The 24,048-nt window shown below is 40.8% G+C and carries 26 protein-coding genes; 9 read left to right on the top strand and 17 right to left on the bottom strand.

Annotation, left to right across the window (positions count from 1 at the left end):
* The first annotated feature begins 67 nt into the window (after positions 1–67).
* The gene (locus QYB97_RS02350) at positions 68–964 is read left to right on the top strand and encodes a LysR family transcriptional regulator (RefSeq protein WP_301164340.1); all 897 of its coding nucleotides are present in this window, start codon (positions 68–70) and stop codon (positions 962–964) included.
* Positions 965–1,005: 41 nt separating this feature from the next.
* On the opposite strand, the gene QYB97_RS02355 is transcribed toward QYB97_RS02350, so the two are convergent.
* Positions 1,006–2,136 carry a hypothetical protein gene (locus tag QYB97_RS02355; protein ID WP_301164341.1) on the bottom strand — a complete coding sequence of 377 codons (1,131 nt, stop codon included), beginning with the start codon at positions 2,134–2,136 and terminating at the stop codon, positions 1,006–1,008.
* Positions 2,137–2,335: 199 nt separating this feature from the next.
* Between QYB97_RS02355 and QYB97_RS02360 the strand changes: the two genes are divergently transcribed.
* The 4 genes from QYB97_RS02360 to QYB97_RS02375 all read left to right on the top strand — a co-directional run bounded on the left by QYB97_RS02360 (position 2,336) and on the right by QYB97_RS02375 (position 5,264).
* Positions 2,336–2,953, top strand: coding sequence for a BMQ_0737 family morphogenetic spore coat protein (locus tag QYB97_RS02360; protein WP_301164342.1), 618 nt, complete (start codon positions 2,336–2,338; stop codon positions 2,951–2,953).
* Between the two features lie 178 nt (positions 2,954–3,131).
* Positions 3,132–3,761, top strand: coding sequence for a BMQ_0737 family morphogenetic spore coat protein (locus QYB97_RS02365; RefSeq protein WP_301164343.1), 630 nt, complete (start codon positions 3,132–3,134; stop codon positions 3,759–3,761).
* Positions 3,762–3,960: 199 nt separating this feature from the next.
* Positions 3,961–4,875, top strand: coding sequence for a DMT family transporter (locus QYB97_RS02370; protein WP_301164344.1), 915 nt, complete (start codon positions 3,961–3,963; stop codon positions 4,873–4,875).
* A 113-nt stretch (positions 4,876–4,988) separates the two neighbouring features.
* Positions 4,989–5,264, top strand: a complete 276-nt coding sequence (locus QYB97_RS02375) for a hypothetical protein (RefSeq protein ID WP_301164345.1) — start codon at positions 4,989–4,991, stop codon at positions 5,262–5,264.
* Between the two features lie 53 nt (positions 5,265–5,317).
* On the opposite strand, the gene QYB97_RS02380 is transcribed toward QYB97_RS02375, so the two are convergent.
* From QYB97_RS02380 to QYB97_RS02405, 6 genes are all read right to left on the bottom strand, one after another.
* Complete coding sequence (locus QYB97_RS02380) at positions 5,318–6,118, bottom strand: LysM peptidoglycan-binding domain-containing protein (protein ID WP_301164346.1); 801 nt, start codon at positions 6,116–6,118, stop codon at positions 5,318–5,320.
* A gap of 87 nt (positions 6,119–6,205) precedes the next feature.
* Positions 6,206–7,081 carry a LysR family transcriptional regulator gene (locus tag QYB97_RS02385; RefSeq protein WP_301164347.1) on the bottom strand — a complete coding sequence of 292 codons (876 nt, stop codon included), beginning with the start codon at positions 7,079–7,081 and terminating at the stop codon, positions 6,206–6,208.
* A gap of 148 nt (positions 7,082–7,229) precedes the next feature.
* The gene (locus QYB97_RS02390; RefSeq protein WP_301164348.1) at positions 7,230–7,694 is read right to left on the bottom strand and encodes a pyridoxamine 5'-phosphate oxidase family protein; all 465 of its coding nucleotides are present in this window, start codon (positions 7,692–7,694) and stop codon (positions 7,230–7,232) included.
* Between the two features lie 55 nt (positions 7,695–7,749).
* Complete coding sequence (locus QYB97_RS02395) at positions 7,750–7,980, bottom strand: non-oxidative hydroxyarylic acid decarboxylases subunit D (RefSeq protein WP_301164349.1); 231 nt, start codon at positions 7,978–7,980, stop codon at positions 7,750–7,752.
* Positions 7,981–7,994: 14 nt separating this feature from the next.
* Positions 7,995–9,413, bottom strand: coding sequence for a non-oxidative hydroxyarylic acid decarboxylases subunit C (locus QYB97_RS02400; RefSeq protein WP_301164350.1), 1,419 nt, complete (start codon positions 9,411–9,413; stop codon positions 7,995–7,997).
* Between the two features lie 2 nt (positions 9,414–9,415).
* On the bottom strand, positions 9,416–9,994 hold the full coding sequence (locus QYB97_RS02405) for a UbiX family flavin prenyltransferase (protein WP_301164351.1): 579 nt from the start codon (positions 9,992–9,994) through the stop codon (positions 9,416–9,418).
* A 165-nt stretch (positions 9,995–10,159) separates the two neighbouring features.
* On the opposite strand from QYB97_RS02405, the gene QYB97_RS02410 reads away from it, so the two are divergent.
* The 4 genes from QYB97_RS02410 (at position 10,160) to QYB97_RS02425 (ending at position 13,823) form a co-directional block, all read left to right on the top strand.
* Positions 10,160–11,074: a LysR family transcriptional regulator gene (locus QYB97_RS02410; RefSeq protein ID WP_301164352.1), complete on the top strand. Its 915-nt coding sequence runs from the start codon at positions 10,160–10,162 to the stop codon at positions 11,072–11,074.
* Positions 11,075–11,376: 302 nt separating this feature from the next.
* Positions 11,377–12,630, top strand: coding sequence for an RNA polymerase sigma factor (locus QYB97_RS02415; RefSeq protein ID WP_301164353.1), 1,254 nt, complete (start codon positions 11,377–11,379; stop codon positions 12,628–12,630).
* A 90-nt stretch (positions 12,631–12,720) separates the two neighbouring features.
* A complete protein-coding gene (locus QYB97_RS02420) occupies positions 12,721–13,095 on the top strand; it encodes a YciI family protein (RefSeq protein ID WP_301164354.1) in 375 nt (124 codons plus the stop codon).
* A gap of 152 nt (positions 13,096–13,247) precedes the next feature.
* Complete coding sequence (locus tag QYB97_RS02425; protein WP_301164355.1) at positions 13,248–13,823, top strand: dihydrofolate reductase family protein; 576 nt, start codon at positions 13,248–13,250, stop codon at positions 13,821–13,823.
* 465 nt (positions 13,824–14,288) lie between these two features.
* Here QYB97_RS02425 and QYB97_RS02430 read toward each other — a convergent pair whose 3' ends face one another.
* The 10 genes from QYB97_RS02430 to QYB97_RS02475 all read right to left on the bottom strand — a co-directional run bounded on the left by QYB97_RS02430 (position 14,289) and on the right by QYB97_RS02475 (position 23,196).
* Positions 14,289–15,137: a sialate O-acetylesterase gene (locus QYB97_RS02430; protein ID WP_301164356.1), complete on the bottom strand. Its 849-nt coding sequence runs from the start codon at positions 15,135–15,137 to the stop codon at positions 14,289–14,291.
* Between the two features lie 58 nt (positions 15,138–15,195).
* Positions 15,196–15,654, bottom strand: coding sequence for an NUDIX hydrolase (locus QYB97_RS02435; protein WP_301164357.1), 459 nt, complete (start codon positions 15,652–15,654; stop codon positions 15,196–15,198).
* A gap of 53 nt (positions 15,655–15,707) precedes the next feature.
* Positions 15,708–16,262 carry a GNAT family N-acetyltransferase gene (locus QYB97_RS02440; protein WP_301164358.1) on the bottom strand — a complete coding sequence of 185 codons (555 nt, stop codon included), beginning with the start codon at positions 16,260–16,262 and terminating at the stop codon, positions 15,708–15,710.
* A gap of 143 nt (positions 16,263–16,405) precedes the next feature.
* On the bottom strand, positions 16,406–16,747 hold the full coding sequence (locus QYB97_RS02445) for a DUF3147 family protein (protein ID WP_301164359.1): 342 nt from the start codon (positions 16,745–16,747) through the stop codon (positions 16,406–16,408).
* Positions 16,731–17,156, bottom strand: a complete 426-nt coding sequence (locus tag QYB97_RS02450) for a MarR family winged helix-turn-helix transcriptional regulator (protein ID WP_301164360.1) — start codon at positions 17,154–17,156, stop codon at positions 16,731–16,733. The genes QYB97_RS02445 and QYB97_RS02450 overlap by 17 nt, the downstream gene beginning before the upstream one ends.
* A 412-nt stretch (positions 17,157–17,568) precedes the next feature.
* Positions 17,569–18,900, bottom strand: coding sequence for a hypothetical protein (locus QYB97_RS02455; RefSeq protein ID WP_301164361.1), 1,332 nt, complete (start codon positions 18,898–18,900; stop codon positions 17,569–17,571).
* Positions 18,901–19,894: 994 nt separating this feature from the next.
* On the bottom strand, positions 19,895–20,392 hold the full coding sequence (locus tag QYB97_RS02460) for a DinB family protein (RefSeq protein ID WP_301164362.1): 498 nt from the start codon (positions 20,390–20,392) through the stop codon (positions 19,895–19,897).
* Positions 20,393–20,440: 48 nt separating this feature from the next.
* A complete protein-coding gene (locus tag QYB97_RS02465) occupies positions 20,441–21,226 on the bottom strand; it encodes an SDR family NAD(P)-dependent oxidoreductase (RefSeq protein ID WP_301164363.1) in 786 nt (261 codons plus the stop codon).
* Positions 21,227–21,507: 281 nt separating this feature from the next.
* A complete protein-coding gene (locus QYB97_RS02470) occupies positions 21,508–21,972 on the bottom strand; it encodes a DinB family protein (protein WP_301164364.1) in 465 nt (154 codons plus the stop codon).
* A 264-nt stretch (positions 21,973–22,236) separates the two neighbouring features.
* Positions 22,237–23,196, bottom strand: a complete 960-nt coding sequence (locus tag QYB97_RS02475; protein ID WP_301164365.1) for a sigma-70 family RNA polymerase sigma factor — start codon at positions 23,194–23,196, stop codon at positions 22,237–22,239.
* Between the last annotated feature and the right edge of the window lie 852 nt (positions 23,197–24,048).

Raw genomic sequence — 24,048 nt, forward strand, 5'->3', positions numbered from 1 at the left:
CATTAGTAAAATACATATTAATTATTACTACTATTAAAAAAACTAATTGATAAGGACGTTTTGCATTATGTATTATGATGCCTTAAAAACCTTCGTAACGCTGGCAGAAGTAAAGAACTTTACAAAGACCGCCGAGCAGCTCCGGATGTCACAGCCGAGCGTCAGCCTGCACATAAAAAACCTGGAAAAAGAGTTTCAAACCCAGCTGTTCATCCGGTCGCCGAAGTTTCTCCAAATCACGCCAACCGGTGAAATTTTATACGACCGCGCAAAGCAGATTCTGACCATTTATGAACAAGCGAGGCAGCAAATCCTTGAACACCATACAACAATAAAAGGAGAGCTGAAGATCGGGGCGAGCTTTACCATCGGTGAATATATTCTTCCTGCCCTATTATATCAGCTGCAAAAAAACCACGCTGAACTGCAGCTTCAGGTACTGATTGGCAACACGGAGGAAATTGTGTCTTCTGTGCGCAATTATAAGGTGGATATCGGATTGATTGAAGGACAAACGAATGAAAAAGAAGTTTCCGTCCATCCCTTCATGAAGGACGAATTGTTTATCGTTTCTTCTCCAAGCCATCCGCTGGCCTCAAAGGATAAAGTTACAATAGATGATCTGCAAAACCAGGAATGGGTGTCAAGGGAAGCTGGTTCCGGGACCCGCGATTATTTAAATCATGTTATCCGCTCCAACGGCTTGAAGACAAAATCGCTTCTTACCATCAGTTCTAATCAAGGCATCAAAGAGTCGGTGATCCATGGTCTCGGGCTTTCCCTTCTATCAAAAAGTGTGATTGAGCGGGATGTGCAATATGAGAATCTATCAATCATTAAAGTTGACCATCACTCCTTTCACAGGAAGCTTTCCTATATTTATTCACCTCTGGCACAGGAAAACAGAAACGTCTCTGCCTTTTTAGAGGTCATTCATCAAGCTTACCCATCATCTACTATATAATAGAAGACACATGAAAAGACACAGCGAAAACTGTGTCTTTTTTAACGGGTGATTCGAATGGTATTTTTGGATACAGTTTTTACTTCTTCGTTGCTTCCTGTCATAAAAGCGGCGCATGATATACCCTCGCCTTCAGCTAAAGGGGAAAAAGAGAGCTGAAAATCAAAAATAAGCTGCTGCCCCGGATTCAGGGTCGTCGACACAACAGGTCTCAGCCAATAATCCCCCGTTTCCCTGGCTTTCACCTGGCCGTCAGCTTCGACATATCGCCAGGCATCCTGAAGCAAATTCATCTGGTTAGGTGTGATCTCCTGCAGCCGTTCTGCTGTAAAAAGCTTTCCGTTCAGTTTCATTTTCCCTGGCGGTGAGAACCGCAGGCAAAGCATCGGCTGAGCGATCGGCAGACTTCCAGTGTTGGTCATGATGGCTTTGGCTGTAACAGAAAGGGCATCTTCTCCAGAGAGCGGCTCTTCATGGAAAACCGTATAATCCAGTACCAGGTCCGCACTGTACGTTTTTTCATCTGAGGAAGAAGACTCCTTCCCCTCTGCAGGTTTTTCTTCATGTCTGACTGTGCCAGCCGGGAACAAAACATTCCAATCGACTTCCTCTCCTCCACCCTGCTTATAATGCTCAGCGATTCCCAGGCCAAAGTGAAATCCAATCAGTTGAAGGTGCTTGAGTGCTAATGCTTCATCCTGCTTGCTGTTCAACCCTATTTGAAGCTTAATCACATCAAGAGGCAAAAGGAACCACTTATTCTTAAACCGAAAAAGATCACCAGATATCGCCCTGTCTTTTTTCAGCCTCCGCATCAGCGCTTCTGCTCCTCCTCCGTGTTCAATCATGATCCCATAAGAGTTGGTATTCTTTGTGGATAAGTAAACGTTCAGAATGCTTCCCAGCTCGTCTTCATCCCAGGTTGTAAGGATCCCCATTGCACTCAGTATGTCTGACAGGCCAGCCGCAAGCCTTTTCTCCCGCTCATCTGCCTTGCCGTCCACATGAATGGTAATTTGACGGCTTCTGCCTGATAAAACAGTCAATCTTTTTTTTAGGGGATTAAAGGACAGCTTGAATCCTTTTTGTTCAAAATACGTGACATAGAAATACAAATCAGCGGCATTAATGCTTCCTTTTTTCTGACCGTCAAAATACAGATCAATGACCAAATTCCTTTCCCTCCGTTAATCTTCATAGTTTATGTCTATGAAAAAGTTGTACGAAGGTTCCATTTTCCGTAATGTCTCCGCAAATCTATCATTTTTTCAAAGATAGGGAACTTGTCCAGTCCCTCTTTCACAAGAATTCATAGAATAATAGTGTAGTTAACGTAATAGTTAGCTACAAGAATAATAAGGAGATGATTGAATGTCTGAAATCAATCTGCAAAACTACCACCACGAGTGCATCATCGCTCAAAAATTGTTTGACTGGGTTCTTGTCACCACCGAGCGTGACTTCACTGTCAATGTAGATTCCGCATGTCTGGATGCGATCAATGCTGCTGTAGCTGCTGGAGATACTGTTGTTGGCGAAGCTACTTTCTTGTCCGCTTCTTGTGAGGTTATCAGCGTAAACCGAATAAATGGAGACCCTCGAATTGGCCGTGTCACTCTTTCCAAAACAGCCAACATTCAGGTTCAGTTTATTAACACCTCCCAGGATGAGGTATTGTGCAGCTTTGAAACTGGCCCTCTTCAAACCACTGAGCGGGTTTGTGTTTGCTTCCCTGAGAGCTTCTCTGTAGACAACGTAACATGCAACATTTTCCAGACAGCAACAGAAGTTCTTGGCTTGCCTAACGCTAATGGCGTCATCACCGTACAAACCGACTACTGCCAGGAAATCACAGTAGAAGACTTCGTGAAATTGGAAGTACAAGCCCGTTACTGTGAGCCTCGTCCAAACGACATCGATTGCGGAAGTATCGACTGTGTGTTCCCTGACCAGCCTCTGCAGTGTCCGGATATTTTCCCAAGACGGTAATTTAGTAAAAGACAGCAGTGAATCGTTGATTTACTGCTGTCTTTTTATACACATCCGCTAAACTACCAATTTTTGGAGGTTAGTGAACTTGTCCAGTCCATCTTTTATGTAAATACATAGGATAGGATTGTAGATAACGCAATCGTTAACTGCAAAAATATTTTTAGGAGATGATTGAATGTCTGAAATCAATCAGCAACAAGAGCTTCAACACGAATGTATCATTGCTCAAAAATTATTTGACTGGGTCCTGGTTACCACTGAGCGTGACTTCATTGTCAATGTTGATGCAGCTTGTGTGTCCGCTATCAATGCCGCTTTGGCGCTTGGACAAACTGTTGTATCCCAAACTTCATTTATTTCGGCATCTTGTGAAGTTGTCAGCGTAAACCGGCTTAACAATGGAGATCCACGTATCGGACGCGTGACCCTTTCCAAAACAGCAAACATATTGGTTCAGTTTATCAACACGTCTGTAACTCCGAACGAAATCCTGTGCAGCTTTGAAACCGGTCCTCTGCAAACCACCGAGCGTGTCTGTGTATGCTTTCCTGAAGGCTTCTCCACAGATAATGTAACGTGTAACATTTTCCAAACGTCATCAGAAGTTCTTGGCTTGCCTAACGCAGACGGTACCATCACCGTACAAACCGACTATTGCCAGGAAATCACTGTTGAAGACTTTGTAAAACTTGAAGTACAAGCCCGTTACTGCCAGCCTCGTCCAAACGACATCGAGTGCGGAAGCATCGAATGCGTATTCCCGAACCAGCCTCTGCAATGTCCAGATATTTTTCCAAGAGCATAATTTTAGAAAAAAACAGCAATGGATCAAGTAATCCATTGCTGTTTTTCTATCCTTTCACCCCCCTTTTCTCCCACATATAAATATTTATCTACGGTTAAACAGGGTAAGTTGTATCTATTGCAAATCCACTCAGAATGTCAGAAAATATAAATATACTTTACATACTGAAATGTTTATCTGAAACGGGAGAGAATACTCTATGAAAAAAACGTCTCCATGGTTGAATGCTTTTTTTATTGCTGTACTGGTGATGACCTGGGGGGTCACATGGCCAATTTCAAAGGTGGCATTGAGTGACTGTCCTCCCATCCTTTTATCCGGCTTCCGCTCACTTGGAGCAGGTGTTCTGCTGTTTGTTTTTTCTATGAACCGTCTGGACAAGCTGCACTTCAGGGAAAACTGGAAAATGTACTTTCTTTCTGCATTATTTAATTCTGTGCTTTTTTACGGTCTGCAGACGATCGGCCTTCTTTTTGTTCCTGCGGGACTGTTCAGTGTCATCGTCTATCTGCAGCCTGTACTGATTGGCATTATTGCCTGGCTGTGGATCGGAGAATCAATGACTGCGCTTAAATTAACCGGACTGCTGCTCGGCTTTGCCGGTGTGGCGACCATCAGTCTGGGAGGATTATCGGCACATATTTCCTCTATCGGGATTGCGCTCGGAATACTTACTGCCTTAAGCTGGGCAGTTGGAACCGTTTATATGAAAAGAATCAGCGTGAAGGTCGATGGTGTTTGGCTGATTGCCATCCAAAGCATTATGGGCGGGTTGATTATGACGGGGATTGGAAGCGGGGTTGAAGGCTTATCTGCGATCGCCTGGAGCACACCATTGCTCATTACGCTATTGTTTTTGGCACTATTTTCGGTTGCTATCGCATGGATCATTTATTTCCACTTGATTTCGACCGGAAATGCCAGCAAAATTGCCTCCTTTAATTTTCTTGTGCCCTTAATTTCCATTTTGATCGGCATTTTGTTTTTGGACGAGCCGTTTACCTACTCCCTGCTGGCCGGCCTGTTCCTCATCATTGCCAGCATCTATCTGGTTAACCGTAAGTCCGTCGTCCTTACAAAAAGAACAAGAGCGAATCTTCAAGCTCACAAATAGGAATAAGAAATCCCCTTTTTTCTATTCAACTACCCAATTTTTTGGTATATGAGCAACTTGTCCCTTTCAAAATCCCTTCTACCTGCATTTACTAGAGTAGGAGGTGGTTTTCAATGGGTAAAAAGAAGAAAAAAGAAAAAGTGATTTATTGCGATCCTAAAGTGATCATTCATGACACCTATAAAGAAAGAGAAGTCACTTTTGTTCACCCCATCATTAAAGTAAATCGCGAACACATCGTAAACGTGCCAAAGCACGTTTATGAAAAGAAAGAAGTTCATGAAGTCATCGACCCTGGGTATCCAACCAAGTGCGATTGCAAGAAAAAGAAAAAAGAAATGAAGAAAAAGAAACGATCATCCTCTTCCTCTTCCTCTTCCTCTCATTAAAACAAAGCAGGCCTTGAGCCTGCTTTGTTTTTTATATATTAAATTTTTTTCCTCTAAAATCGGACGTTAACTTTGACGAGGTTAATGATGCTTCCATCCTTTGCACTTAAACTGTACACCCACAAAACGCCAGTGTTTGCAGTCGGTACCCTGTCAAAAGGAAGGGTTGCACTGAAGAATCCAAAAGCCGGTGCTCCTTCATTGGACATAACTGAACGCTCACGGGTAACGATCACGCCATTGGCATCTCTCAGCTGATAGTTGACAACCGCTTCAAATACCCTGGCGTATCCTTCGACCTTTTGTCCGCTCTTAATCGTGCTGCCAGGTAAAGGATTAGTCACAAAGATATTGCTTGAAGTTAGGATCGGAATGATTAAATGATAATCCGGCCAGATCACATCTTTCTGAAATCCCGGACGGCCGGCATTTGCTATTTCAATCTCGGATACCGTTACACCAAAATTTTTTGCAATCTTTGTCAGCGTATCTCCACTTACAATTTTATAAATAAAGCCAGGAACTGTCAGGTTTTGTCCAACTGTAATCCGGTCAGGATCGGAAATCTTATTAATTCCGGCAAGCAGGTCGGATGAAGTTTGAAATCTGCCGGCAATCGCAGTCAATGTATCACCTGCGGCCACGACATAGGTAAGAATAGGAGAATTTGTTGTTGAAGTGGGCACAACCAGCACATTTCCAGGGAAGATTAAACCAGTATCTGTTACTGGAGGAAACAAATGATTGGCTGTTTCGATCTCCTGGACAGTGCTTCCATATTTAGCTGCGATGGCTGAAATCGTATCGCCTTGTTTAACGGTATAAATAAATCCCTTTTTCGTAATAACAGGCATGTTCACACCTCCCTTCCATCTACCATATGGCAGTGAAAGTGAAGGGGGAACGGCAAAGTTAACGTAATCCGTTAAAGATGAGGGTAATCATGCAAAATGTTCGTTTAACCATAACGTTGATGCTGCAATAAATTTTTCAGCAGACGGTGGAAGCCGTTTGAAGGAAATGGAACCAATTCCAATGGAGGAAATGGAAGCCTCATCTGACAATGGTACTTTCTTTACCCCTTCCGGAAGATGGTGTAAAGCAATCTCCGGGAGAATCGCAATTCCAAGTGAACTTTTCACCATGGCAATAACAGCCTGTTCATCTTCTAATTGGAATGAAATTTCTGGAGAGACCTTCCTTAATTTTAACAGGCTGCGGATGGTTGTAAGAGTAGAATTTTGCAGGATCAGCTTCTCTTCTGTCAGCGCATTTGGTTTAATGGAAGTTTCAGCACTAAGATGGTGTGCTTCTGGTATCACACAATAAAGCGGATCTTTTTTCAAATGGAAGATTTCCAAATCTGCAGCAGGAAGCATCAAAAAACCAAAATCTACGATTCCCTGTGAAATCCACTGTGAAATTTCCTCCTGTCTTCCTTCCTTAATGTCTACTTTAATATGAGGATATTGTTCGGTAAACTTTTTTACAATCCCAGGAAGCCATACAGCAGAAACAGAAGAGAATGTACCGACTCTTACCGTTCCGATTTCGAGTCCTTTTATTTCACCGGCCTCCTGAAGCATTTTTTTATTTAAATTTAAAATCTCCCTGATATACAGAAGCATCCGTTCGCCGTTTTCGGTCAGCCGGATCCCTGCTTTATTTCGGATCAACAACGAGAATCCCAAGTCTTTTTCCAAACTCGAAATGGCATGACTTACACCGGATTGGGAAATATTTAACGATTCACTTGCTTTGGTCAGGCTTCCAAGGTCTACTACGGTTTGAAATATTTCGTACTTGCCAATCGACAAACTCATCCCTCTTTACATTAGTTTTACTCATAATATAACATAATAAATGAATTATTTTCATCATCATTCGACAAAAAGGACTGCAAATGCAGGCTTCCTTTAAGATTGCTAATGCCGTCCCCTCTAAGACTGCTCAAGCATTCTCTTGTTATCTCAACAATTCTTCAATCGTTTCTTTCCATCTTGCAACAACTGCCGATGGATCCTTCAAGGCTATCTGGATTCCCGAAGTAATGTCTGCATATTTCGCCTGATCTTCTTTATAAAACTCCACCTTTGCCGCAAAACGCTCCAGTGGATGTTTGGCATCCTCTAGTACACCTAATGGAGATAATGCCAGACGAATATAATGAACCGTGCCCTTATAGACAGCCACTAATGTTGCCTTTTTCGCTCTGGTGCAGTTGTTGGTTGTAGTGGTTCCCGGCCATAATGCCAACCGTAAATTTTCTTTGTCCACGGCGACAACCTCCCCTGCACTGACCATTGCATTATGCGGCCAGCCGTCCTCCGTCACTGTCATCAAAAGCATCGCTTCATGCTGCTTGTTCTCAAGATTATTTCCATTTAGCAGCTCTAATAATTCATCGGATATTTTCAAAAGTTTGCACATCCTTTTAAAGACAGAGCTAGTCTGTTTTTTAGCCTGCGGTTGTTAATCTATTATATTATTTAATATATTTTGCCGGAAGAGCAGGCACATTTTCTGCATTTGGAATGTCTGCCGGGTTCACCTTAAACGCACGATTGTATTTTTCAGGATTCGTGATGGTTTCAGGTTCAATGGAACGCCATGTAAAAATACATACCGGGCACATATAAACCTCCCATGCACCTTCCACCGGTGACTTTGAGACAACTTCAGCTTTTTTTGATTCGCATCGCGGACAAGTATGCATATCCAACACTCCTTTTATCGTAATAATTCCCGTAAACGCTGTTCCCACTTCTCAACATTAACCGGAGAATCCAGCGGCTGTGAATAGTGGCCTCTTGTTTCAGGCGCCACAGGTGTAGTGGCATCGAGGACCATCTTGTGGGTGATTCCTGAAGGTGAAGAACCTGGATCGAGTGTAAGTACGGAAAGATCCGGAATAATGACCGCATCGTGCTTCGGATGCATTTTTGTTGAAAGGGCCCACATGACCTGAGGAAGGTTGAATGGATCCACATCCTCATCAACTACAATTACCAGTTTACAATAGCCCAGGCCATGCGGCGTTGTTAAAGCGCGCATACCCACTGCCTTCGCAAATCCGCCGTAGCGGCGCTTCGTGGAAATAATGGCGACGAGCCCATGCGTATACATGGCATTTACCGCTTCAATTTCATTAGGAAACGCTTCTTTTAATTGGTGGTATAGAGGTACGCTTGTATTAATGCCAATCATATAGTCTGTTTCTGTCCAAGGCATTCCTATATATAGATGTTCAAAAATGGGATTTTGACGGTGATATACACGATTGATTTTAATAACCGGCATGCTTCTTCCGCCTGAATAGTGCCCGGTGAACTCTCCAAATGGCCCTTCAAATTCACGGACTCCAGCCAAAAGCTCACCTTCAAGAACAACTTCAGCTCCCCATGGAATATCAAGGTCTGAATCCTTTGCTTTTACAATTCGGTAAGGCTCTCCCTGGATGGCACCGGCCATCTCGTATTCGGATTGATCGTAAAGCAACGGCGTAGCTGCTGCTGTTGTAATGGCAGGTTCGTTTCCTAGCGCAATGACTACAGGAAGGTTTTCACCACGTTCCTCAGCCTGGCGCAGGTGAATAGCAATATCATGCTGAGGAACCGGCTGGATCCCCAAGCGGTCTTTCCCTTTAACCTGCATGCGGTAAATACCGACGTTTTGTTTCCCAAAGTGCTCTGGATCATCAAGGTCACGTGAAATTACACACGCTTTATCAATATAAAACCCTCCGTCTCCCTGGTTCAAACGGAATAACGGGAGAATATCGAAAAGGTTGATGTTTTCTGTGATTTCCACTTCATGAAATGGTGCTGTTTCCTCCCGCTGAACAGGCATTGGAAACTGATCATACCGACGGGCAAATTCAAAGAACTGATCTTTTAACGGTGTGTTTTTTGGCAAACTCATCATCAGTGCATGGTTTGGCCATGAGCCCATTACGTTCATGGCTACTTTTGCATCGGTATATCCATAAATGTTATCAAACAGCATAGCCGGAGTCTCTGCGCCAAGCTTGCTCATCGCTTTGGTCGCTGCCGCAATGTCAGGTTCAGGCTTTACTTCATCATTTATAGTAAGAAGCTGCCCTTCTTTTTCTAATGTCGCAAGAAAATCACGAAAATCTTTATAAGCCATTTTTAGTCCTCCTGTTTCTTAGGTTTCATACCTTCCCAGCGTTTGGCTTCAGATAAATGAATATCGAATTGGTCCAGCGCCCGAAAAGCAATATGATCTACCATATCTCCAATATTTTCAGGATGATTGTAGAATGCAGGCATGGGCGGAAGAATGATGGTGCCCATGCGGGAAAGCTCGAGCATATTTTCAAGATGAATGTTATTCAATGGCGTCTCCCGGGTCATTAAGAGAAGCTTTTTTCTTTCTTTCAGCATGACATCGGCGGCACGTGTCAGCAGGTTATCGGCAAGTCCCATTCGGATGGAAGCCAGTGACTTCATACTGCATGGCGCCACAATCATGCCATCAACCCGGAAGGAGCCGCTGAAAATCCTTGCTGCCTGGTCTTTGTAGGAATAGCTGAAATCAGCCATCGCTTCTACTTCCTTCACGTTATAGGACGTTTCGAACGGAATATTAGCTGTTGCCCACGGGGACATCACCAGGTGGGTTTCGACATTCGCCTGCTTCAATAGCTCTAAAATGCGGATGCCAAAAATAACGCCAGTTGCACCAGTAATACCAACTATAATCCTCATTTGTTCCCACCTTTCTCGCTCGTAACATATGGCGTGTTCTACAAAAATAAGTATACTCTTCGCTTTTTAATAAATAAAATATATATAAATTATGCAATGCATATGTTTTACTTATGTAAAGGGTAAATTATATAAAGAGATTAGTGATAGAAAAAAGGAGAACTCATGGATATTCGTCAGCTTCGCTATTTTCAAACAATCATTGAAGAAAAACAAATAACAAAGGCGGCAAGAACTCTGCATATTGCCCAGCCGGCGCTAAGCCTGCAGCTGAAGCAAATGGAAGAAGAACTCGGTGTTCCACTAATTATCCGCGAGGGAAAACAGTGGCAGGTAACGGAAGCGGGCCAAACCCTGTATGAACGTTCCAAACAGCTGCTTCAATCGATTGATTCCATTAAGGGAGAACTTTCGGAAATCAAAGAAGGCATCACAGGAACGATCACCATTGGCACGTCCACTATCTGTGTATCCCATCTTGCCCCACACTTAACTAAATTTCATAATGAATTTCCGAAAGTGTACATAAAAATTTTCAATGGAGATACGTATTATCTGGAAGAACTTCTGCAGCAGAACATGATCGACATTGCTCTCCTTCTACTTCCCGTGGAAGGACGCAACTATGAAATCGTCCCACTGGAGGAAGATCCGTTTGTCGCGGTGATACCGAGACAATGGGAGAACCGATTTCCCAAAGATTCTATCAGCCTGAAGGAAGTCGCCCGGCAGGATCTCCTCTTGGGAAAAAGAAGGTCCGGTATAGGGATATATGAAAATATCCTTTCCCATTTCCATCATTATGACCTTCATCCCCATGTGGTTTTGGACGGGCCTGATATTTCTACGATTCTAACACTAGTGGCAACCGGTATGGGCATGACCATCATTCCCCGCTCAGAAATCCATCAGGCATACGATGGTAAATTCAAGGTAATGACAATCGAGGAGGCCTTTCTGCAGGCCAAACCGGCTATTGTCTGGATGAAGGACAAATATATGTCAAAGGCCAGCAGAAAGCTGATTGAGTATCTCGTAACCGAAAATTCAGCAGCTCCCCAAGACAGAAAAAACCCCTGATACCGAAGATACCTAGGGTTTTGGGTTTTAATACATGCTCATGTATTGTTCGCGTTCCCAAGGGTGAACTTGTATCCCCTTTTTAAGAACGTTTCAAATAACATTTACTCTCATTTTTATTACTCAGCATATTTGAATTAAAATATTGCAATAAAATTAATGAAAAACAAATGGTGCTTTCCTCCTTGAAGGAGGAAGGCATCTTTTTATTGAAATAAAGAGCAGGTTCTGAAAAATTTTTTTTAAAAGGATGTCGAGATAACCAATCTTCATTCGTTGTCTTCGTAGAGGGGGAAGAACATATGAAGGATTTTTCCATCCACCAAAGGATCGAAGCCGTTTGGAAAAAGGAGTCCGCTAAAATTATTGCTGTTTTAGCACGAATAGTCAGGGATATCGGTGTGGCGGAAGATCTTGCGCAAGACTCGCTGGTCATAGCGCTTGAAGTCTGGCCAGTTTCTGGTATCCCGAATAATCCTGGTGCATGGCTGATGACTGTGGCTAAAAGAAAAGCCATTGATTTACTTCGTCGAAAGAAACTTCTGGATCAAAAATATGAACATATGACTTATGAAATGAACACACTGCATGAACCTGACTGGATGGATGCTATTGAGGAGGATATCGGGGATAATCTGCTTCGGCTGATTTTCATGACATGTGATCCAGTATTGTCTAAAAATGCTCGTGTGGCCCTTACACTGAGATTGCTGGGTGGACTGACAACAGAAGAAATCGCGAATGCATTTCTTGTAAATGAAACGACGATTGCCCAGCGGATTGTTCGGGCAAAACGAACACTTGCAGCGGCCAACGTCTCTTTCGAAGTTCCTCGGAAAGCAGCATTTACTGAACGTCTTTCTTCCGTCCTGGAAGTGATCTATCTCATGTTCAACGAAGGATACTCGGCATCATCAGGTGATAAGCTGATACGAACAAATCTATGTGAAGAAGCATTAAGAATTGGAAGACTGTTAGCAGAACTAATTCCCAAAGAACCGGAAGTTCACGGTCTTGTTGCTCTAATGGAAATACAAGCATCTCGCTTTAAAGCAAGAACGAACAATAAAGGTGAGATAGTTTTACTTATGGATCAAAACCGGTCACTGTGGAATCAGGAACAAATAAACCGAGGTTTTTCTTCACTAAAAAAAGCGGAAGATTTAGGAGTCACTCTCGGAATGTATGGCTTGCAAGCTTCTATTGCAGCGTGCCATGCCAATGCGAGCTCACCAAAAGAAACCGATTGGGAGCGTATTTCAGCACTTTATGATGCACTTGTAGAAGTTGCTCCATCTCCAGTCGTGGAACTTAATCGTGCGGTTGCTATATCGAAGGTATATGGACCAGAGGCAGGGTTGGAGATTGTTGATTCTCTACTTTTGGATTCGGCGTTAAAGAATTATCATTTCCTCCAAAGCGTAAAGGGGAATTTTCTCCTGCAGCTAGGGAGAAAGAAGGAAGCATTTGATGAATTTCAACGTGCTGCATCGTTAACACATAATGTACAGGAAAAGAAACTCCTTTTGAAACAGGCTGAAGATTGTATGGAATAAAAAAATATATTTAAGCTTTGTCGATTTCTCAATTTGATGATCGTCGTATTTATAGATACAAAAAAATCGAGTAATTTAGGAGAGATGATTATGATATTTCTATGTATGGGTTATTTTATCCCTGAAAAAATGGATGCTCGCCCAAATGCAGAGATTGAGACAATTATGAGTGAATGCCAGCCACACCTTGAGAAGTTTTATGAAACTGGTAAGGTGATGATCGATGCGGGCTTGGAATTGGAGACAAAAAGCTTGCGCCGGGTGAACGGTAAGGTAACAGTAACAGATGGTCCTTTTACAGAAACGAAAGAACTGATCGGCAGTATTTTCCTTATCGAAGCAGAAGAAATGGATGAGGCGATTCAGCTGGCATCTCTTCACCCGACCACGCAAGTCAGCATAGGAGAGGAATTTGGCTGGCGCATCGAAATTCGTCCAGTTCATTATTTTAAGAACGATAAATAAGTTACCATAAGAAAGGCATCTCCTTGATGAGCTTCACCCCGTCAAATAGACAGTGGAAATATTAAAAAAACCGCTAAGCGGCTTCAGCTCTAAATTCTAGAGGGCTGTGGCGTATAATGTAGATATCCCTCATGAAAAAAGGAGAACTGAAAATGAGAAAACTCGTTCTATTTCTGCACGCATCGCTTGACGGTTTTGTAGAAGGGCCGAACGGTGAAATGGACATTGGCTGGATTTCCTACGATGCTGATTTGGAGAAACATGCGAAAGAAATTCTGAGTACTGCCGACACTGTCATTTGGGGGCGTGGGACTTATCAGATGATGCACAGTTACTGGCCATCTGTGCCTTCGAACCCATCAGCTTCGCAGCATGAACGGACTCATGCCGAGTGGATCGAAAAGACAGCCAAAATCGTATTTTCAACGACGCTGGAGAAAGTCGAATGGAACAATTCCAGACTGGTAAAAGAAAATGTCGAGGAAGAGATCAAGAACCTCAAACAGCAGCCAGGCAATGATATGGTCATCCTCGGCAGTCCCAGGTTCGCACACTACCTTATGCAGCTTGATTTAATAGATGAGTATAAAATTACGGTTTCTCCCGTCCTGATTGGCAGCGGGCTGCCGTTATTCCAAGGTCTCAAGGAGAAGATCAATCTTAAACTTATCGAAAACAAGACTTTTGATTCTGGAGCCATAGGTCTCGTTTACCAGACGATTAGATGACCTTGTCTCCTAAAGTAGATTACCCTTACTGATTACGTTAGCACAAAAGTCTAGGTCTCTCGAGTTCTTAGGCCGTCAATGCTTTTTTACGTGTCAGACTAATTCAGCTTGTCGGGTGATTGTTCCGTTTGAGCTTAGAGTAAGGAGAAGTGCCAAGTCGGACGCAATTTCAGGGCTTACCGTATATTTTCGTTAAAATGTTGCCAGTAACTCTTAAAGAAGAAGCAGGTGATATCAGCCTGCTTCTATTTGAATTCGCAGCCTTGTGCAGTTTCTGTTGAGGTTTCCTGCTGAATATCAGTCATTCGCATTCTCCACCACCAAACCCGATGTTCTAGTAGCCTTACAAAAGGATGAACGGTTCTAATTTTACAATATCAATTAGCCGTCAGTTCCATAAGAAAAAGCTGCCTTAAAGACAGCTTCGATTTCCAGCTTATGCGCCCGATTATTTAACAATTTGCTTTACTTACTTTCATTAATATTGGAGATGTTAATTGAAAACTCTTCAAAACTCAATTGTCCTAAGGCAAACTTCGTACTTTGAACAAATATACGTTCATTTTTAGTTAGTTCACGTTTTGCAACCTTTTCAATCCATTCGTGCTCTATGGGTAAAACATCTAAAACATCCTTTTGTTTTGAAAAAGCTTCATAGTATCTTAATCCAAATTTCCTTTGAGAAATACCATCAATATGTATGCCATCTGGATTTGCTGTTAAGCCTTTTGATGTGACAAAATAGCAATTTTTTTCGGTAAGTGCAACTTTAGATAATATCTGGTTTATTTCTTTATATTCTACAGCGCTTTTTCCAAATCCAACCTCTCCAAGATAATGTCCCAGCTCACCTATAATAATCGGGATATTTGGTGCATTCAATTCTTCTCTTAAGTGTTTAAATAACGAAAGTAATTTATCTTCATACGTCTTATATCGTTCTCCATAACTGTCGCTTTCTCCTTGATGCCACAGAATTCCCACTATTTCACTTGTTTCCATAGCGAATTTTGCTTCTGAAATCGCATGCCTTGTTAATGATCCATCAATTGCCCAATCATCAATAGAGCTTCCTCCCTCGGCACAGGGTATAACCCCAATGGAATGGCCTGGATGATCCTCTGACCAAGCCTGAGCAAAAGAGGCTGCCGGCCCAACACCAGATACGTGACGATCAAAATTTAACGGTTCCGCCGCCATTTGCCATCTGCCGTTTCGCAGCATTTTTATGTGCTCATTATAAATCGGAGACACATCCCCAATAAATCCTCTGCCTGCCATATTTGATTGTCCAATTAATAATATGGATTTCATACAAAACCTCTTCCTTTTTTAAAGATCTCAATTTAAGTCCTGCATTGGTGAATAACAATCATTTACTTAGTTTTTCATTATAGAGACTGATAGGATATACCTCTTCTTTTAATAAGTTATCTATTATTTGCTTTAATAACTGCGGCTCCCTCAAATCTTCTTTCTGAAATTTTGCAAAGTCATCCACCTTGATCCACATACTGTCAGTAATCCCCTCTTCTTCAAGCTTTAACCGACCAGCAGTAATCTCACCAATAAAATGAAAAAGGATGACTTGATTGTTTGTACTACTAATAAAATTATATACGCCAGTAGTACCAATCAGTTTTATGTCCAATCCTGTTTCTTCTTTTACTTCCCTCTGTGCAGCATTAAGAATGTCCTCACCATAGTCAATATGCCCACCCGGAAAGGTCCATTTATTCACTGCGGCAGGTTTATTCTCTCTTATGATCAAAACTTCATCGTCATTCATGATTGATGCAGTTGCAACTAAAACAATACCCTCTTTATACATCCATTTCCCCTCAATTCTTTATAAATATCACTTTTATTGAATCATTACCCTATTCAAAGGGACCATTCCGAACGTAATAGCGAATATTGATATTCATCAACCCACTTTCCTTTTGACATATAGTTCTGTAGCAAATGTCCTTCGCGTCTAAAACCTACACTTTCAAGTAAACGAATAGATTTGTCGTTTCTAACATCTGTAAATGCTATCACCTTGTGTTTTCCTAAAGTCTTAAATACATAATTTATTAAAGCTCTTACTGCTTCGCTAGCATAGCTTTTTCCCTGGTGTTCCCTAGCGAGAGTAAAACCAATTTCCACAATTCTAGGCTCATCTAAAAGACTGTGAAGAGCACAGTCTCCAATCAATTGGTTCGTCTCATTTAATGCTACCGCAAACTGAAACCAAGTGCCTGGTTGGTTTGGCATACCGCGCGATTGTTTTTCAACGAATAATTCAGCCTCATCATATTGATAATTCTCCCACGATTGAAATTTAGCCACTTCAGGAGTAGAACGATACAAATAAAAAGACTCAATATCTCGTTTTGAAAATTGCCTTAAAATTAACCGGTTTGTTCGTATATAAATACGTTCGCTATTATCCATTATTTTTGCACACCTTACCACATCAATTTTTTCTCGCTAGATTTGTCTTTAATTAGTTTTTGAAATGAAAATTTTATCGGTATCTATTCATTGTTATACGTGCAACTTAGTTTAAGTACCATTTTGTTCACACACTTCTTAAATTAACTAAAAAGATGCTTCACTACTAAATCTTGAGCAAAATAGAAGATTAGCCAACCACCGATTCCAAGACCTAATGAAGCAAATAAGTGAATGGAATATCTTAATGATAGTCCTATGATTAACAGCATAACTACTGTTCCGGGAAGCCCCCAAACCACTCCCATTGCAAACTTACTTATCTTGTCTATCTGTTCGCCTTGAGTATATAGCCATAGGATACTTAAAAGGCTAACAATTGGTAAAGCGGCAATGATTCCACCTTGTTCGGGGTACCTCCGTGAAAATTCTGTAATAACGCCAATTATTATGGCTGAGATAAGGATCTTAACTATTGCGAACATCTTTTGCTCTCTCCCATAGTAATGTAAAAGCCTCTAAGATAAGTTTCCTTTCTTCATCGCTCATTTGTTCAAATAGGATTTCTTTTAGTTTTTCTTCATCTAAATTTGAATGGCGATGAAGTACATCGCTTCCTATTTCGGAAAGCCTTAGAATAACCTTTCGCTCATCCTTGCTACTGCGAGTTTTAAATACATATTTTTTTCCCAGTAAACGTTTAATGTGCTCTGAAGCTGTGTTATGGGATACCTGAATCACATTAGCAATTTCTTTTATTCCTACTTCATCCTCTTTTTCAATAACTTGTAAGATTCGAATACCTTGGTGAGTAATTTTTTCTTGGTGGTTATAGCGTAACTGATAGTAAATATCCGTCCAAAGATGATTTAATACTTCGACTTCCTTATCCATAGTACCAACCCTTGCATCGTATTTTAAGATTATATCTTATACTACGATACAAATTGATAAATAGCAACTCTTTCATTAATCTGTCCCCTTAGTTCCATAAGAAAAAGCTGCCGTAAAGACAGCTTCGATCTTCAGCTAACGCAATTCATTACTTGTAAGGAAAATAATCTTTGATACATATGATTATTAAGTGCATTTTTAACCATTGAACGAGAGTAGATACGTCCTGAAGCACTTACTTCCCAATATAAAGTGTGATGAAATTTAGACCTTTTGATTATTAAATAAATAGCCATTCTATAACTTTACAAGAATGGCTTAAATTTCTTTGTATTCTTTTTAATCGTTATGACAATTGTTTTTTGTGAATGGTTCAAATAAGAAGAAATTCTTGCCTAACCTACAGTGACACCTAATGAATCAATGTTTTAGCTTTTGGTCGTGAGGAATCAAAAACAAGTTTGACATCAAAAAAATGTTTTAATACCTCGTTTTCTCCGACCAATGCTTCACGCATTCGTAAGCCATCCACATTAATACGGGCTTGTCTGAAGTAATGTGTGCCTAATTGAGACCAGGTAATTTTTGATGCGTCAACATTGGCATAGTAATCAAAGCCCTGGCTTTTCAAATAATGATATTTATTATTGGAATATTGCCTCCAATCTCCAATATCACTGCCAAAAGCGAAAATAATGATGTCTGTGCGTCCGACAATCGGTTCCACCTCTTGTTTCCATTTGGAGGTATCTTCTTTAAAGAGATTTAGGGATACTTTTTCTGCATTTAGGTGTCCCCAAGTATGAGAGGCAAATTTCCATCCTTCTTGTTTCATGGCATCGGCAACTTTTTTCGCTTGCAGCCGATCCTTTTTGATATTTAGATTTGGTTTATTACTATTTGGGCCATAGTCACTCTCTGACGTTCGATATCCCAAAACTCCGTTATACCCCGTTAACGCAATAATTCCTTTTGCTCCTTTATAAGAAAAATCCGGATGTTTGTCCACAAAATGATCTACGATAGGAACTAGATCGTAAGCACCTTGAACGACTTCCCCTTTTCTATTTATGTAGGTATTGGTAACATTTCCGTTGGTATCAAGGGTTAAGTTTTTGGCAAATCCGTCATTTTTCATGTATTCATAATAGCTAACATCATCTTGCGACAAAACCAATGGTTTTTTATTTGATGGCAATTTAATAGTTTGATAAACCATTTCCCCATTTTTGTTGAGTTTCGCAATATCCTGGATACTCACAAGGACGTATCCTTTCTCGTATAATTGATTTAAAATATTTTTAAATTCATTGATGGTCACCATGTAGTCTTGGTAACCTTGGGTCATGTCATCCCCGTCAAATGCTTTGGATGGGTCAACGATTAATGAGTGAAAAAATAAATGAGGGATCTTGCTTTTGTCTGTCCATGTCACAAGGTTTTTCTTTTGTTTTTCGTATGTACCTATGGCATTCTGAATGTCTTCATCTTTTAAAATACTTGATTTTTTTAATAGTGTTATAGCTTTTTGATAATCATATTGTTGGGCTGAGACTTTAGCTTTTGCTAATAAGCTTTCTTTTCTTTCTTTTCGTTCTATTTGTTCTATTTGTTTTATTTGTTCTTTCTTTTTTGATGAAGAAGTGGCCGATGATTGCTGGGTGGCGTTAGCGTCACATCCGGTTATAAAGATGAGTGTAAGAAATAAAAGGATTTTACCTTTTGTTAAAAAAGAATGCTTCATAATAAGTTAATCCCCTCCTATCTTATCCAAGTTTAGGTGTAAATAATTTCACAGTATGGAAATGTTTGACGTATATTATTGTCTTAATTTTACATTAAAGGGCTTAATTCCTGCATTATTGTAAAAAAAACAAATAAAATCGGTAGATTTACAATAATCATTTAATGTTCTATTAAGGGTTCCTTTTATTGAATAGCAAATACAGCCTTTTCAACAATTGGAATGGCTGTTTTTTTACACTTCACGCAAAGATTTTACAGAGTTGCGATTTGAATTTTGGCAGGCGTTGAACAAAATTGATAGTAGGTGACAAATACCTTACTCAAACCGCCCTGATTGAAAATAAAGTAGTAAAAAAAAGAGACCAAAAATTTGATCTCTTGTATGACTTATTTCTTAACACATTTGTTAGCATTCCAAAAATATTTGGTGGTTAAAATGTGATCAATTAGCATTTTGACTAATCAAAATGACCACCAACCAACAAACAAAAACCCCTGACACCATTGGTATCAAGAGTTTTGTATTTTGGTACATGCTCATGTATTGTTCGCGTTCCAAAGGGTGAACTGGTGTACGGAATAATAATTACAGTAATAATCAATGTTTGTCCTATATAAATCTCCATATAAAAAGCCTTGGCATATTCCTACACCAAGGCTTTTCGTTATTTAACCGATTGAAACTTCCATCTCGAACTTGATTAATATTAGGTTTTCAGGTGTTTTTGTATCGTTTCAAATCATTGGTATAATGGAATTTTTGATATTTCTTGTTTTATAATATTTCAAATAAAATATTGTGGGTATTCACAAAAAAAGATCTTAAAAGTTTAACAACTATGCGATAAAGTCGAGAACCCGCTTGATCACAAGTTTCGTCGCGTCAGCATCGTAAGATGGTAAACTGCTGAGAAATGCTCCCGATTGCGGAAGATTAAACTCTTCCAGTTTCCTCTCCAGAGACAACAAAATATCCTCAATTTACACACCGATCACTTAACAAGCCTTTGTTCTAACTCCTCTTTTTGGCGCAAGTGATGATGAAAATGCAATTCAACTAAATCATACCATTCTCTTGCATTCAGCCAGCCGAACGACATATGCTCGACTTTATAATTTGGGTTTATATCATCCACTTTAAATTCCCATTGGTTCAACCTTAGAATTACTTGATCAATTCTGCTGGTAAGCTTGTCATTGCTATCTGAATTATTTGGTGGGGTATTTAGTTCATCTGGTAATTTAAATTTAACCGGTGGAAACCCAAACTTAAATAATTTCTCAGCAAACTCCGTTTTCCCAAGATGTTGTACCTCATTCAAGGCGGAACATGTTTCCATATTATCTAGATAAGAATGGGATACAAGGATTAAATGGTCATACATTTGCCCAAGAGACCAAACCGCTTCTTCAGATTTATATCTTAGCTGTTCTAAAGAGTAATTTTGAAGCTCATTTTTATAAGTATTGATTAGTCTAAGTTCTCTCAATTAAATTCCTCCTTTGTATGAATTAACTCGAATCTAAATACTTTTTCTTCAGTCTACAATTTCTCCGCAGGTCACATTGGCCACAGCGCCTGTAATTGCACTGGCACGATCGGAAGCCATAAGGACTGCAGCATTCGCTACTTCTGCAAGTCTTGGCAACCGTTTTAGCAGTGTTTTTTCAGCGATTCCGGCCTCAAAATCTTCACGGGTAATTCGAGCATTGTCTGCATGTCGACGGAACACTTCATCAACACCGGGTGCGTCCGGAGAGCCAGCTGAACGTAGACAGACGACACGGATACCCAGCGGTCCAACCTCAATTGCCAGTTGACGACAAAAACCCTCGATCGCTGCTCCCGCAACTCCGAAACCACCTACATCTCGATAAGGTTTACGTGCGGCTTGGGCAGTTAGAGCCAGGATAACTCCTGCCTTTTGCTTAGCCATGTGTCGTGCTGCTGCAGTGGCAGTAATGAAATGAGTTTGCATAGCTGTAGCAATTGGGCTCACAAATTGCTCCTGTTCCATTTCCACGAGTGGAGCCCCCTGGGTTTCGCCAAGTCCAATGAGGTTAAATGCGACATCTACACTCCCGACTGTTTTTACCACTTGAGAGAGGTGATTTTCTACCGCCTGCTCGTCCAGAGCATTGACTTGAGCGGTCTCAACTACTCCTCCACGGTCAGTAATCTCCTTTGCTACCACATTAAGTCTTGTAAGAGTCCGACCCGCAATAAAGACCTTTGCCCCTTCTTCTGCGAATGCACGGGCAACGGAACCTCCGATTGCGCCTCCTGCACCATAAATCACGGTGTTTTTGTTCTTAAGTAACATTTTTGATTACTCCTTTTTATTTGACTCATCTATTAATGCTTACACTATATAGACGAACAGGCGATTAGAAAATCATCGGCATCCTGTATTTTTTCGACATGTACCATTACAATCAGATAGTTAAGTCTAGATTCGTAGGCAGTTCAAGGAGAGTATATAGTGCGGGATCGATGAAGGTATATACATGGATTATCCTATTATCCCGAATCTCGATCACATGGATATCCCACGGTACTAATTGTTCTTCGACTGAACTCCTCGCTGATTGAATGGCTCTTACGTTATGCCCTCAAATCAGTAACAGGAGGTATATGTCCGAGGTGTCGACCTATTGCTACAATCTGGCCTTTGTGGTGAAATTCATGTGTGATGGTGTGCGTAAACATGTAGAGTGGAGTTCTCGGTTCACGCTCATCTTGGAACGGAATTTTTACGATTAATGGAACCTTGTATCTGTTTTGGTATTTGTTAATGAACCGTTCGACTAATCTATCAATCTCAAGAAAAACTAATCGAATCTCGTTTTCATTATGAATTGCTGATTTAAACTCAGTTATTTGTAAGCCTTGGACACCAATCCAATACCTATAGCAATAAGCTACATGGGTTAGTAAATAGTGCATAGAGGCCCCTGAAAACTCGTCAAGTCCATGCACATAATCTTCGTATGGTATCGACTCACAGTAAGTAAACAACGCTTCTCTTGTACGCTTAACAAGGGCATATTGGTCTGTGAATGTGTTCATTCCTAATCTCCTTTTCTAATCTTCATTCATTTTGGATTCGTATGCGCGAACCTGTCGCAATGGAATATTCCGCAGTATCGTAACAACACTTCCCTCGGTCACCTAATCCATTCGTACTGCATCATGCAATTTTTCATTAAATTCTCTCCTCGTCGATTTTTTGACCAAATACTGCATCGATTGATGCTTATACTTATATAGACGAACGGACGACTGGAAAATCATCGGTCCAATAGATGTATTTTTTTATTTGATTTACCACAATTAAATAGTTATGTCTAGCTTAGTTGGCAGCCCTAGTCGGGAGTATATTGCGGGATGGATGAAGGTATGTACATGGTTTATCCTATTATCACGAATCTCGGGCACATGGATACCCCACGGTGCTAGTTGTTCATTCGATTGACCTCGAGCATACTGAGCAAGGGCAACTATACCATTGACTCTGGTTGGCAGCAATCGTGAGCCTGCACAGTGAGACCGAGTTAGTTCATAAAATGCGGCAAGATTCGCACGACCACTGATCCACATGACGAAAGGCGGCATCGATATGCTTCCGTCCTCATGAAAAAGCTCTATAAGCGCATCAATATCAGAGCGTTCAAAAGCATCGACATACCGGTCAATCAACCCCTGATTCACTTCCGCATCAACATCATTCAGTGCTTCCGATTTCAAGTTAGCACGATTAAGTGTCCGCCTTGCTCGCTGTAGCGCGCTATTGACTGAGGCAATTGACGTTTCTAATACTCTCGCGGTGTGACTGGCTGACCATCGGTACACATCTTGTAAAATAAGTACTGCACGCTGGCGTGGCGGCAGTGTTTGTAAAGCAGCTATAAATGCTAGACGAATGGTATCTTTCCGAATTGTCACATCAACTGGATCAATCATGTTGTCGGGTACTGGCCAGATCCAATCCGTCAAAGGCAATGTTTCCGTGGGCACCCGTACGGTCGACACCGGTTCTGAGAAGTCTATTGGTATTACTCGGCGTTTCGATCCTCTTACCTTATCCAAACATACGTTGGTAGCGATTCGATAGATCCAGGTCTTGGGAGAAGATTCATTGCGAAAACTGTCCCAACCCTTCCAAGCTCGAAGCATTGTATCTTGCACAGCATCCTCAGCGTCAAATACACATCCCAACATTCTGTAGCAGTAGGCGGTTAGCTCCGGTTGCAATTCTTCAACCCATGCCATATCAGGTGGCTTTTTGCTCATTTCATTTCACCGAACCTCTCATTGTGTTTCACTTCGGCCGATAAATCAACGTTAGGCATTGTTGATATATCGTAATATTCAGATAATAACCATTAGATAGTTTCCTATTACTGTAATAATGTTAGCCCACGATGATTAGAGGCGGTTACGGGCAATTAACAACGTTTCATCATTTGAATAATTACGAACTTTCTTCTGCTGCTGATAATCAATTATCCTTCAATCATTAGAGGAAACGACAAGTAATAAATCCAATCATACACAACCTTATATAGTCCGAATTTTCGGACTATATAAGGTTGATTTTTTATGGTCTTATTTCTACATTTTTCGTTAAAAAACCTGCTCTGGTTTTAAATTACGCATCAAATTTCCACATCAATTTCTCAAGCCTTTTTCTAGACAGCAAATTAGGAAACAATAGAAGATTTCACCAATTTACTTTCACTCTTTGTCACTAACGTGAGTATCTGCCTTAACTAATCTTCTTAAATTCACTTTAAGGAACATCAAAAGGCAACTTTCCCAAAGGGTCAGTTGCCTCCACCAAAACAACAAGCAAAAACCCCTTGACACCAATGGTGTCAAGGGGTTTTTGGTTTTAATACATGCTCATGTATTGTTCGCGTTCCCAAGGGTGAACCTGCGTACGGAACATATTTCAATCTATTTTTCCCTTTTAAAATATGTCCAAAAAGCTGTTATATCAGCTTTTTTAATTTATTGCTTTTCAAAATATTTATTATCTTTTTAAATTATTTTGGTCCGATTTTGGTCGAGATTTTGGTCCGTCAATAATCATATGTACGGATTTGACGAATGAAGTAGAGGATATCTTACCCACGTTAAGAT

The organism is Fictibacillus fluitans, assembly GCF_030418125.1.
GTDB classification, from domain to species: domain Bacteria; phylum Bacillota; class Bacilli; order Bacillales; family Fictibacillaceae; genus Fictibacillus_C; species Fictibacillus_C fluitans.